Origin of the sequence: Chryseobacterium sp. ISL-6 (assembly GCF_018613715.1) — a bacterium.
GTDB classification, from domain to species: domain Bacteria; phylum Bacteroidota; class Bacteroidia; order Flavobacteriales; family Weeksellaceae; genus Chryseobacterium; species Chryseobacterium paludis.
Genome location: NZ_JAGGPT010000001.1, coordinates 874056 through 887060, shown reverse-complemented (window position 1 = coordinate 887060; position 13005 = coordinate 874056). Strand labels below are relative to the sequence as shown.

The 13005-nt window shown below is 36.1% G+C and carries 8 protein-coding genes; 7 read left to right on the top strand and 1 reads right to left on the bottom strand.

Going from position 1 to position 13005, the window contains the following annotated elements; translation table 11 throughout:
• Positions 1–2: 2 nt before the first annotated feature.
• Complete coding sequence (locus tag J7E44_RS04045) at positions 3–1490, bottom strand: xylulokinase (protein WP_214825851.1); 1488 nt, start codon at positions 1488–1490, stop codon at positions 3–5.
• A 536-nt stretch (positions 1491–2026) separates the two neighbouring features.
• Here J7E44_RS04045 and J7E44_RS04040 point away from each other — a divergent pair.
• The 7 genes from J7E44_RS04040 to rhaT all read left to right on the top strand — a co-directional run bounded on the left by J7E44_RS04040 (position 2027) and on the right by rhaT (position 12972).
• Complete coding sequence (locus J7E44_RS04040) at positions 2027–3406, top strand: rhamnogalacturonidase (protein WP_214825850.1); 1380 nt, start codon at positions 2027–2029, stop codon at positions 3404–3406.
• Between the two features lie 100 nt (positions 3407–3506).
• Positions 3507–4838: a rhamnogalacturonan acetylesterase gene (locus J7E44_RS04035; RefSeq protein ID WP_214825849.1), complete on the top strand. Its 1332-nt coding sequence runs from the start codon at positions 3507–3509 to the stop codon at positions 4836–4838.
• Positions 4839–4853: 15 nt separating this feature from the next.
• Positions 4854–7631 (top strand): glycosyl hydrolase, encoded by a 2778-nt coding sequence (locus J7E44_RS04030; RefSeq protein WP_214825848.1) that lies wholly within the window; start codon positions 4854–4856, stop codon positions 7629–7631.
• 50 nt (positions 7632–7681) lie between these two features.
• On the top strand, positions 7682–8485 hold the full coding sequence (locus J7E44_RS04025; RefSeq protein WP_214825847.1) for a lacto-N-biose phosphorylase central domain-containing protein: 804 nt from the start codon (positions 7682–7684) through the stop codon (positions 8483–8485).
• Between the two features lie 52 nt (positions 8486–8537).
• A complete protein-coding gene (locus J7E44_RS04020; RefSeq protein WP_214825845.1) occupies positions 8538–10418 on the top strand; it encodes a rhamnogalacturonan lyase in 1881 nt (626 codons plus the stop codon).
• A 131-nt stretch (positions 10419–10549) separates the two neighbouring features.
• Positions 10550–11713 (top strand): glycoside hydrolase family 88/105 protein, encoded by a 1164-nt coding sequence (locus J7E44_RS04015; protein WP_214825843.1) that lies wholly within the window; start codon positions 10550–10552, stop codon positions 11711–11713.
• Positions 11714–11883: 170 nt separating this feature from the next.
• On the top strand, positions 11884–12972 hold the full coding sequence (rhaT, locus tag J7E44_RS04010) for an L-rhamnose/proton symporter RhaT (protein ID WP_214825841.1): 1089 nt from the start codon (positions 11884–11886) through the stop codon (positions 12970–12972).
• Positions 12973–13005 lie beyond the last annotated feature (33 nt).

The window sequence follows — 13005 nt, the reverse complement described above, 5'->3', positions numbered from 1 at the left end:
AATTAATTATTTAAAATTTGTAATAATTTTGTTTTCCATCTTTCATAGCTTTCTTTATATTGATCATAATAGATGTGCTCAGGATAATAGCTTTTTAAAATATCTTTATTACTAAGTATATCATCAAAACTATCAAATGCTCCAGCTCCCATAGCAGCAGCTCTGGCTGCACCAGTAGACCCTGTAGAATCAATAATCCTGATTTCAGTATTCAGTAACGAAGAAATCGACTGTGTAAATAAGGATGAACGGAATAAATTATCCCCACCAGCTTTAATAATTCCATTTTGCAACCCATCCGATAATAGAATATTTGTTCCATACACAAAAGAATAAGCGATACCTTCCAAACCTGCTCTGAATAAGTGCTCACTTTTATGACGGTTAAAATTGAGATTAAAAACAGATGCACCGATATCCCTATTATTTAACACCCTTTCGGCACCATTCCCAAAAGGGAGTACAATAATTCCATCTGATCCTATAGGAATTTCAGAGGCAATTGCATTCAGATCATGATAAGAATGTCTTTTCTGATCCACCTGGTGGCGAAGCCAGCTATATTGAATACCTGCACCGTTTAAACAAAGCATTTTTCCAATTCTTGGGGTTTCTTTGGTGTGATTAATATGCGCAAAATTATTGACACGCACAGGTTCGTTGGATTGTATTGTGTCTGTAACACCATATACAACTCCGGATGTTCCTCCTGTAGCAGCTATCTCGCCTGGATTCATCACATTAAGTGCTAATGCATTATTGGGTTGATCTCCTGCACGGTAAAAAATAGGAATTCCTACAGGTAAGCCACTTTCCTCAGCACCTTGCTGCGAAACAGTACACTGTATTTTGAAGTTTTCAACTACATCAGAAACCAGCGATTGATCAATGCCTAAGTGAGTAAGCATTGTTTTGGAAACTTCATTTCTCTCAAAGTCCCAAAGAATGCTTTCGGAAAGCCCGGTGATGGAAGTGGTGGCCTCTCCACTTAATTTAAGAGCGATAAAATCTCCCGGAAGCATAAATTTCCAGATTTTTTCATAGACTTCAGGCTCATTTTCCTGTACCCACTTTAACTTTGAAGCGGTAAAATTTCCAGGAGAATTTAGTAATTCTTTCATACATATTTCTTTACCAATTTCCTGAAAAACGGAATCACCAACTTCAACTGCACGACTGTCGCACCAGATTATAGAGGGCCGGAGAACCTTCCTGTTATTATCCACCAATACGAGGCCATGCATCTGGTACGAAATTCCAATGCCTTTGATTTCATTTTTGTCGATATGGCTCTCTGCAATTATCTTTTGAGTCAGTATCCGTAAATTCTGCCACCATTCTTCAGGATTTTGTTCTGCCCAACCAATTTTTGGTGAATCAATAGACATCTCATTTTCCGGATATTTGGCATGAGCAATTAATCTACCTTTGTTATCTACGATAGAAGCTTTTATTGATGAGCTTCCGACATCATATCCTATAAATTTCATTGTAGTTAATAATTGTAGGGATTTAAAAATAGTAATTTTATACAATATTTGATTTATTTTTGAAAATTTAATAAATTATATGGTTTCGGATGGTTGAGTGCTTCAATATCAGTTATTTACGGATTTAATCTCTTATTATAAACATGGGTTTTCTATAAGCATAACTGATAAATCTATTCTATATTGCTCCCAAAATTGATTCGTAAAGTTGAATTTGAGCAATCGATTGCATAAATTTGTTTTTTTTGTTTGAAATAAACAGAGATTATAAAAAGAATTAAAATTATAAGATGAGTTAACATGAAAGAGCAGGATACCGTAAGCTCCTAAAATGTATATTTTTATGAAGATGAAATTCAGGATAGTTTTGTTACTGTCTTACTGAAGAAGAGGAATTGATTTAAGAGGAAATTAATGTTGAGGTTCTATATTATCAATCAAATGGGTTGCAGAACCCGGTTTCATTACACTAAAACGAATATATTTTTGTTAATAGCTATAAAAATCAAAAATTATATAGCAAGAAAGAATAAATTATGAAATTTCAAAATACATCAGTTTTTTATTGGTTTCTGTTGATAATGCTTTTCTCTTCATCGGGAGTAAAAAGTCAGGATCTGTTCCCGGATGGAACCCGGATTCCAGAATGGTTTAAAGAAAACAAACCTACGGACATTAATACATTAGGTAAAAAATATATCCTTACAGATTTTGGAGTTGAGAATGACAGTACCATTCTTCAGACAAAGAAGATCCAAGCTATTATTGACCAGGCTGCTAAAAGTGGCGGTGGTGTCATTATAGTGCCTAAGGGAACATTCCTGATAAGTTCTATCTTTTTTAAACAAGGTACCCATTTGCATCTAGAGAAAGGGGCTGTCTTAAAAGGGAGTGATGATATAAGCAATTATCCGGTAATGAAAACCAGGATGGAGGGACAGACTGTCAATTACTTTCCAGCCCTTATTAATGCAGACGGATTGGATGGTTTTACCATTTCAGGTATAGGAACTCTAAATGGAAATGGATTAAGGTTTTGGAAAGCATTTTGGAAAAGACGGGAGTGGAATCCTAAGTGTACGAATATGGATGAAATGAGACCCCGTATCATCTATATATCAAATTCAAAAAATATACAGATTGAAGATACTACCGTAAAAAATTCTCCTTTCTGGAGTACCCATTATTATAAATGTGAATTTGTGAAACTTCTGCATTTAACGATTTTGGCTCCGAAAGAACCTGTAAAAGCACCAAGTACAGATGCCGTTGATATTGATGCATGCAAGAATTTTTTAATTAAAAACTGTTACCTATCCGTGAATGACGATGCTATAGCTCTGAAAGGAGGAAAAGGTCCGAATGCCGATAAAGATGCTCAAAATGGTGAAAACAGAAACATCATCATTGAAGATAACAGTTTTGGATTTTGTCACAGCGTGCTTACTTGTGGCAGCGAATCTATTCATAATTATAATATTGTTTTACGCAATTCTAAGGTGAAAGATGCCTCCAGACTCCTACATCTTAAAATGAGACCTGATACACCACAGCATTACGAATATATTACCGTCGAAAATATAACAGGAAATGTTAAAACTTTTCTATACGTAAAACCCTGGAATCAGTTTTTTGATCTAAAAGGTGAGGTAGGGCCAAAAATGTCACATGCCCATAACATTCTTCTGAAAAATATAAATATAAGTTGTGAAACTGCTTTTTCGGTAGATCCGTCCGATCAGTATCAATTATCAGACTTCACATTCGAAAATCTTACCATAAAAGCAATGAAGCCCGATCTGGAAAAACTAAACTTCATTAAAAATTTAAAGAAAATAAAAGTAAACGTAGCAAAAGTAGAGTCACCTGACAAACTGTATGATAAAAAGGACGATTCTGATGAAGCTCGGAAATAAAGTTTTCTTCTGACAGTACAGAGTGATCGAAATTACATAGGGAACCGTTTTGGACAATCATCAGTTTATGATGGAATGTGAATATTTTAACCGATTGATTATGAAAAATTGGATAATCATTATGACAGTATTTATCTGTTCATCTATTTCTGCACAACAAACTACTTTCAAATTTGATTTTGGAGGAAGCAGAACGCAGGACGGTTTTATTCCCATCACAGAACATTCTAAATTTGACAGAAAGACAGGTTATGGATTTATGGATATTTCCAATATAAAATCAGTTGACAGAGGAGGAAATGCTTTGAAAGGAGATTTTATCACAAGTGACCGACCTTTTTATTTTTCAGTTATATTATCTGAAGGGAATTATGACATACAATTGACATTGGGGGATAGTAAAGGAAGTTCTGAAACAACGGTACGCGTAGAGAATCGCCGTTTACTATTGGATGACGTGAAAACAAAAGAAGGTGATGTTGTAGAAAAATTAATAACCGTCCATGTTAAAGACAGTATCATCCGTAATCAAAATGGAAATGAGATTGGGATTGTGAAATTAAAACCGAGAGAAAAAAAATATTTACACTGGGATAATTTGCTGACTATCGAATTTAATGATAAAGCTCCAAAAGTTTGTGCTGTAGTAATCCAACCCAATAAAGTCGCAAAAACGATTTATCTCACGGGAGATTCTACGGTAGTAGATCAGCTGTATGAACCTTGGGCATCATGGGGGCAGATGTTTCCTTATTTTTTAATTCCGCATCAGGTTGTTGTGGCTAACTATGCGGAAAGTGGAGAAACGCTGAAAGCATTTGAAGGCCGTCACCGTGTTGATAAAATCTGGAACAGGATAAAACCTGGGGATTATCTGTTTATTGAGTTTGGACATAATGATCAAAAGCCGGGAAACAGCCATCTGGAAGCAAATTCCGGGTATAAAGAGAAATTAAAAGAATGGATTTATAAAGCCCGGCAATTAGAAGCTATTCCGGTTTTGGTAACTTCAGTAAACCGTCATGTTTTTGATGGAAACAAAAAAATTGTCAATACACTCGGTGACTATCCTTCCGCAATGCGGGAAGTAGCAAAAGAAGAAAATGTTTTTTTAATCGATTTAAATGAAATAAGTAAAACACTGTTCGAAGCCATGGGACCTGAGCTCTCTAAAAAAGCATTTGTTTACTATCCGGCAAATTCTTATCCCAATCAGGCAGAAGCTTTGGCCGATGATACTCATTTCAATACTTATGGCGCTTATGAATTGGCAAAATGTGTTGTAAAAAGTATTACTGAACAAAACTTGCCTTTGCAGCAATTTATTTCAAAAAATTACCGGAATTTTGATCCGGAAAAACCTGATGCTGCTGAAAAGTTCCATTGGCCTGAAAGTATTTTTATGGAAGCCTTGAAACCCGATGGAAACTAAATAAAGAATGGGAAAATGAATATTCAATCTATTATAAAGTTAAGTGTATTTTGTTTGGCGTTTGGAAATCTTTCTGCACAAAATCCGTGGCCGGAAATGACGAACACTGCTAAACCATGGACACGGTGGTGGTGGATGGGAAATGCAGTTGATGAAAAAGGATTGGATAAGCAATTGACAACGCTCAGTAACGCTGGTTTTGGAGGCGTGGAAGTCGTTCCTATTTACGGGGCAAAAGGATTTGAAAATCGATATATATCTTATCTCAGTCCGGAATGGATGAAGATGCTGCAGTTTACTGTGAATAAAGCAAAAAGCTTACAGATGGGTGTTGATATGGCTGTCGGAACCGGGTGGCCGATAGGTGGACCTCAGGTAAATGAAGAGGATGCGGCCACAAAAATGATCGTTCAGAAGTATGCACTTTTATCAGGTGAAAAATTAGCCGAAAAGATATTCCTTAAAGACGAAAAACTTAAAAACTTACAGACTGTAAAATTAGATATTGTAACGGCGTACAACGAAAAAAATGAGGCGGTTGTTTTAACAGATAAAGTTACAAATGATGGTGTTCTCAATTGGAAACCGGACTCCGGGAAATGGACAATATATGCAGTTTTTACTGGTAAAACACTTCAGAAGGTAAAAAGGGCCGCTCCCGGAGGGGAAGGATTTACATTAAACCATTTTTCAGGTGCTGCAACGGTTGATTATTTTAAAACATTTGATAAGGCATTTGGCAATTCCAATTATGGTGTCCGTTCTTTTTTTAATGATAGCTATGAGGTCTATAATGCAGACTGGACCCCTGACTTTAAGAATGAATTTTTAAAAAGAAGGGGATATGATATTAGTCCTTACATCAAATATCTGATCAACGATGAGGAAAACGGGACTACGAGAAGGGTAAAATCAGATTATAGAGAAACCCTTAGTGAATTGATATTATACAATTTTACTGATCAGTTTACAAGCTGGGCGCATTCCAAGAACTCTAAAAATACAAATCAGGCGCACGGTTCACCCGGAAACTTACTGGATCTGTATGCAGCAGTAGATATTCCGGAATCAGAAACATTCGGAAGTACTGTTTTTGATATTCCGGGTTTACGAAGAGACAGCCTGGATGTGCAAAAAGCAGATCATCCGGATATAAATATGTTGAAGTTTGCCTCATCGGCGGCCAATGCTAAAGGGAAGCAATTGATTTCAAATGAAACTTTTACCTGGCTTACTGAACATTTTAAAACTTCCTGGTCGCAGGCCAAACCAGAAGTTGAGCAGGTTTTTTTATCTGGGATCAATCATGTTTTTTATCATGGTACAACCTATACGCCTGCTGATGTCCCTTTTCCAGGGTGGTTATTTTATGCTTCGGTTAATTTTGTTCCAGAAAATAGTTTATGGCCTCATATAAGTGGCCTCAATTCCTTTGTTATGCGTTCTCAAAGTATTTTGCAGAGCGGGAAATCTGATAATGAATTGCTGATATATTGGCCAGTTTATGATTCTTGGGCATCAGCAAAAGGGAAAGATGTTGCCTTTAAAGTTCATAACGTTGAAAAATGGCTGCAGCCAACTCCGTTTTATGAAGATCTAACCAAACTAGATAAAATGGGATATTCTTTTGACATGACCTCGGATAAAATGATTGGTGAAGCAAAATCCTACAATAATAAAATTCAAATTGCAAAAGAAGGATCTTCCTATCAGGTTTTGATCGTTCCCGAATTAACGTATTTACCAGAAACAACGTTGAATAATATTCTGGAATTAGCGAGAAATGGTGCTTCAGTTATTTTTCAGAATGAACCAAAAGATATTCCGGGTTACTTTGAGGTTGAAAAAAGAAGAAATCTTTTAAAATCTTTGTGGTCTCAAATTCTATTTAATAATCAGGGTGAAAATCTAAAAACTGCAGAATTTGGAAAAGGAAAGATTATTTTGAGTTCCGATGTTTCAAAAGCGCTTGAATATCTGAAAATAGAAAGAGAAAAACTAACAGAAACGGGATTGAAATTTGTAAGAAGACAGTTTGAGGGTGGAAAATACTACTATATTGTTAATCATACTTCAAAAGAAATCAATCAATTTCTTCCCATAAATTATACAGGAAAGCAGACCATTATTATGAATCCGGAAAACGGAGATTTCGGAATGGCACAAATACAGAATAATTCTGCAAGAATTCAGTTGAAATCAGGACAGTCTTTAATTCTGAAAAGTAGTAAAACTATTGATTCATCCGTACAGAAATGGAATTATACTGAAAAGACAGGGACTCCGATTATTTTAGATCAACCCTGGCAGTTAACCTTTAAAGAAGGTGGTCCCGAACTTCCCAAATCACAACAACTAAAGAAACCTCAACCATGGACCAGCTTTTCAGAAGATCCTGCAACACAAAGTTTTTCGGGAACAGGTGTGTACACTACTTCACTGGATCTGAGGAAAAAGAATGCAGATGATTATGTCTTAAAACTGGATAAACTCTATGAAAGTGCGAAAGTGATTGTAAATGGCCAAGATGCCGGTATTGTCTGGAGCATCCCTTTTGAAATCAGCATTGGTAAATATTTAAAAAAGGGTACAAATACCATTCAAATTGAAGTTTGTAATCTGATGGCCAATAGAATACGGTATATGGATCAGAAAAAAATACAGTGGCGTAACTACCATGAGATTAACTTTGTAAATATTGATTACAAATCCTTTGATGCCTCCGGTTGGACGGTTCAACCCTCTGGTTTGGATGGGCAGATTCAATTGATTCCAATCATATATTCAAAATAAAAATTTAAAAATAACATCGAAGCTTAACAAATATTGTAAAAATAAAAGTTATGAGTAAACATAAAATAGTAAAGTCATTAGCAGTTGGAACCTTCATGTTGACATTCGGATTTTCGTATTCACAGAAAAAACCAAAAGTAGTTTTAGATAATTTTTTCAACAATGAAAAAAAAGAAAACAAAGAAACGAAGGAAATAGAATCCTGGCATTACACGTGGAATGATAAGACCAATGGTGGGTTTTCATTATTAGGAGAAATCTTTATAAAACAGGGTGCATCAATCAGTTCTCTTAAAAATGCTCCTACACAGGCAGACCTGAAAAACGCAGATATTTACATTATTGTAGATGCAGATATTGACAAAGAAGCTTTTGAAGGAAAGGCCAATTTAATAGATCCTACGACCATTAAAAATGTGGTAAAATGGGTAAAAGCAGGTGGGGTATTGGTTTTGTTAAGTAATGATCATGGCAATTCTGAATTTGAACACTTTAACCAGCTGGCGGGAGAGTTTGGGATTCATTTTAATGACGATAGCTACAATAGAGTTCAAGGGAAAGAATTTGAACAGGGTGTAGTACATGTTCGAGAGGGAAATGAAGTTTTTTCTGCACAAAAATTATACATGAAAGAAGTGAGTTCAATCACTGTAAAAGAGCCTGCAAAAACTTTATTATCTGCGGAAGGTAAAAACATTGCAGCCATTGCGAAGTTTGGAAAAGGAACCGTTTTCGCTCTGGGAGATCCGTGGTGTTACAACGAATATACGGACGGTAAAAAATTACCTGCCGATTTCACCAATTTCCAGGGAGCTGAAGAGTTTGTGAAATGGCTGATCAAACAAAGTAAATAAATCAAAATATGCAATCGATTGCCTTATCTATATTTAAAACAATACTGGAATTATGAACTTAAAATTTAATTTTATCTTAATTACAGTTCTTTTTTCACAAGTACTCTCAGCACAAAGACAAATGGAGTATTTGAAAAGAGGAATTATAGCCATACCTGCAGAATCAGGGGTTTTTGTCAGCTGGAGGTTATTAGGTTCGGAGCCTCAAAACACTCAGTTTGACCTATATCGTGTTGAAAATAACAAGAGCAAAAAATTGAATGAAAAGATATTGCTCAACGAAACAAATTTTTTAGATAAAACGGCAGATAAAGCAAAGAATTATACTTATTTCGTGAAATCCAATACCCCAGATAAAACCTTGGATATGGACTCTGCCCGATATGTTGCTTCTCAAAAGCCCTATTTTTCCATTCCTTTAAAAACACCAGCCGGCTATACACCAAATGATATATCTGTAGCAGATCTGGATGGAGACGGTGCTTATGAAATCATCCTTCATCAAACCGGACAATCCCGTGATAATAGTCAGAAAGGCTTTACAGATCCTCCGGTTATTCAGGCATATAAGTTAAACGGTGATTTGTTATGGGAAATTAATTTAGGTAAAAACATCAGGGAAGGGGCTCATTATACTCAGTTTCTGGTATACGATTTAGATCAGGACGGTAAAGCGGAGATCGTGATGAAAACGGCAGATGGTACCAAAGACAGCAGAGGGAAATATATTGGTGATCCCAAAAAAGATTGGCGAAATGAAAATGGATTTATACTTTCAGGACCTGAGTATATGACTGTTTTCGATGGTCGGACTGGTGAGGAAATAAATACAGTAGACTATGTCGTTCCAAGGTTTCCGAACAATCTGAATCCATCTCCGGAACAGCTTACAGAGACCTGGGGCGATGCAAAAGGCAATCGTGTAGATCGATTTCTGGGTGCAGTGGGTTATTTAGATGGTAAGCATCCGAGTGTTATTATGTCAAGAGGTTACTATACCCGTACAGCGATGGCAGCCTGGGACTACAAAAATAAGAAGTTGAGTTTACGATGGTTATTCGATACAGAAAGTTCAGAAGAAAATAAAAAATTCAGAGGACAGGGAAACCATAACCTGAGTATTGCAGATGTTGATAATGATGGAAAAGATGAAATTATTTTTGGCGCAATGACTATCGATGACAACGGAACGGTATTGAACAGTACCGGATATGGTCATGGAGATGCTCTGCATGTCGGGGATTTGGATCCCTCTCATCCCGGATTGGAAATTTTTGATATTCAGGAAAGGTTTGATGATGCCGGTGCACATTTCAGAGATGGGGCAACAGGAAAAGTATTATGGAAATTGCCATCCTTGATATACAGTAAACAGGGCAAATTTCAGGGTCCCGGGAGAGGATTGTCTCTGAATATAGATCCCCGGCATGAAGGTTCTGAGTGTTGGGCCGCAGGAGCTGGAGTTAAAGGTCTTTATGATGCCAAAGGAAATAAAATCAGTGATAAAAATCCAGCCTGTAATATGGGTGTCTATTGGGATGGAGATTTTTTAAGCGAAATTTTAGACGGTACTGTAGTGTCAAAATGGGATTGGAAGAAAGAGAATACAAATATTATATTTGACGCCAAAGATTTCCAATGTGAATCAAATAACGGAACGAAAAAAAATCCATCTTTAGTTGCAGATTTATTCGGTGACTGGCGGGAAGAATTAATATACAGAACGTCAGACAATCAGGAACTCCGGATCTTCAGTTCAACACTTCCAACACATCACCGTTTGTATACCCTGATGCACAATCCACAATACCGGTTGAGTATCGTATGGCAGAATGTAGGCTATAATCAGCCTCCACATACTGATTATTATCTGGATGAATCTGTTTCAAAAATTCCAAATCCAAACATCATTACTGTAAAAACTAAAAATTAACAAACTTTAAATTAGTAGAGAAAAACTTTAAATAATACTTAAAAGTTTGATTTGATTAAATACATCTGATCGATCTTCAATCTATTGTTTGACGTTAAATTAGAAAATTAATAAAAAATAACTTACCAATTATGAAAATGATAGTAATGAGAAGTGCCTTTTGTATATTGGCTTTTGGACTTTTATCCTCATGTTCAGTTCAAAAACAAACAGCTGCTAAAAATGTTGATCTTCCAAATAAAAAAGAGGTTCTGGAAGTTTCGCGACGGGCCAACCAATATTTCATGAACAAATGGCCGGATACCGGAAAAGAAATTGTTGGTAAAAAGGTGTGGCCAAGTAATTTATGGACCCGTGCTGTTTACTATGAAGGATTAATAGCACTCTATAAGATAGATCCCAAAAAAGAATATTATGAGTATGCCATTTCCTGGTCAGAAAAACACAATTGGAACATGATGCGTGATACCTATACCCGTAATGCAGACAATCAGGCTTGTGGACAAACATACTTAGACCTTTATGAACTCGATGGCAGAAAGAATCCTGAGCGAATAAAATTGGTAAAAGCATCGATAGATAGTATGATCGCTTCCAATAAAGTAGATGAATGGTGGTGGATTGATGCACTCCAAATGGGAATGCCTATTTTCACAAAACTGGGTAAAATTACAGGTGACAAAAAGTATTTCGATAAAAATTACGAAATGTATGCCTATACGAAATACAAACATGGAGATCATGGTTTATATAATCCTAAAGACAAGCTTTGGTGGAGAGACAAAAGTTTTGTTCCACCTTATAAAGAACCAAACGGTGAAGATTCCTACTGGAGTCGCGGAAACGGATGGGTAGTTGCTGCTTTAGCACGTACCCTGGAAGATACACCCAAATCAGATCCTCATTATAAAGAATATTTACAGGATTACAGAGATTTATTATCAGCCTTACTTCCTGTTCAGAGAGAAGATGGTTTTTGGAATGTTAGTCTGCATGATCCCAATAATTTTGGTGGAAAAGAAATGACAGGAACAGCCCTGTTTGTTTACGGAATGGCGTATGGAATCAATAATGGACTAATTGATAGAGAATCTTATTTGCCGGCTGTCGTAAAGGCTTGGAATGCTATTGTAAAAGACTCTGTTCAGCCAAATGGATTTTTAGGTTGGGTACAGGGAACAGGAAAAGAACCTAAAGATGGTCAGCCTCTCGCTGTTGATAAAGAACCTGATTTTGAAGACTATGGTTTAGGATGTCTGTTGCTCGCAGGGAGTGAGGTTTATAAGTTGAATTAAATTATAAAGAAGAGCAGAGTCACAAAATTGTTTATAAAAATAAAAAAGGTTAATGGTATTGGATACTGCTGAAATGCTTATTTTCTGACATATTGAAGACATGACACTACAAGATGCGCAATCGATACCATATTATTAATTTTCAAATTCAATATCAATAAGATAAAATTATGAATGCATTATTAGGAGTTTTTTTTCATTTCCTAGGAGGATTCTCTTCAGGTAGTTTTTATCTACCTTATAAAAAAGTAAAAGGATGGTCCTGGGAAACATATTGGCTGATAGGAGGGGTGTTTTCATGGATCATTGTTCCGCCACTTGCTGCATTTATTACCATTCCAGGGTTTTGGGAAATCATACAGAATGAAAGTTCTTCTATATTGGGATTGACGTTTTTGTTCGGTGCTTTGTGGGGAATTGGAGGGTTTACTTATGGTTTAGGGGTAAGATATTTAGGAGTAGCACTTGGAAGCAGCATAATTCTTGGGCTCTGTATGGTTTTTGGTTCGCTGGTTCCATCTGTATATTATGAATTTTCTCCACATACGGGAAAGGACAATATTGGGTTAATGCTTTCCAGTACATGGGGACAGATGGTTTTATTGGGACTTTTAGTTTGTATCATCGGAATCATCATTAGTGGGAAAGCGGGAATGATGAAAGAAAAAGAACTGCAAACTGAATCTACAGATCCACACGGTATACAGGTGAAAACAGAGTACAAGTTTAGGTTGGGCTTAATTGTTTCCATTATATCAGGAGTTTTAAGTGCCTGCTTTAACTTTGGGTTGGAAGCTGGAAAACCGATGGCAGTCGTAGCAAATGAATTGTGGAAAAATGCAAATCCGGGACAGGGAGAATTCCTTTTTCAAAATAATGTAACCTATGTCGTTGTACTCTGGGGTGGAATGGCAGTAAATCTTATAGGCTGTTTATATTTAGCTATTAAAAATAAATCGTATACAGATTATACAAAAAGAAAAGTACCGGTTGTACGTAACATCGTTTTTTGTGCACTTGCCGGGACGATGTGGTTTTTACAGTTCTTCTTTTATGGTATGGGAGAAAGTAAAATGGGAAATGGCCCTAGTTCATGGATACTACATATGGCGTTTATCATTTTAATTGCCAATCTGTGGGGCGTTATCATTAAGGAATGGAAAGGAGTTTCTAAAAAAACTATTTCTACCATTCTTATGGGAATGGTTGTGATGTTCATTTCTATTTTAATTGTCGGATATGGAAATTCTTTGAGATAGAGTCTTTCTGATCATAATTAAAAATTTTTCTTC

Excerpts from the sequence above, each read along its gene's own strand:
- J7E44_RS04040 (WP_214825850.1), top strand. The coding sequence starts at position 2,027 with ATGAAATTTCAAAATACATCAGTTTTTTATTGGTTTCTGTTGATAATG.
- rhaT (WP_214825841.1), top strand. The coding sequence starts at position 11,884 with ATGAATGCATTATTAGGAGTTTTTTTTCATTTCCTAGGAGGATTCTCT.
- J7E44_RS04025 (WP_214825847.1), top strand. The coding sequence starts at position 7,682 with ATGAGTAAACATAAAATAGTAAAGTCATTAGCAGTTGGAACCTTCATG.
- J7E44_RS04035 (WP_214825849.1), top strand. The coding sequence starts at position 3,507 with ATGAAAAATTGGATAATCATTATGACAGTATTTATCTGTTCATCTATT.
- J7E44_RS04030 (WP_214825848.1), top strand. The coding sequence starts at position 4,854 with ATGAATATTCAATCTATTATAAAGTTAAGTGTATTTTGTTTGGCGTTT.
- J7E44_RS04020 (WP_214825845.1), top strand. The coding sequence starts at position 8,538 with ATGAACTTAAAATTTAATTTTATCTTAATTACAGTTCTTTTTTCACAA.
- J7E44_RS04015 (WP_214825843.1), top strand. The coding sequence starts at position 10,550 with ATGAAAATGATAGTAATGAGAAGTGCCTTTTGTATATTGGCTTTTGGA.
- J7E44_RS04045 (WP_214825851.1), bottom strand. The coding sequence starts at position 1,490 with ATGAAATTTATAGGATATGATGTCGGAAGCTCATCAATAAAAGCTTCT.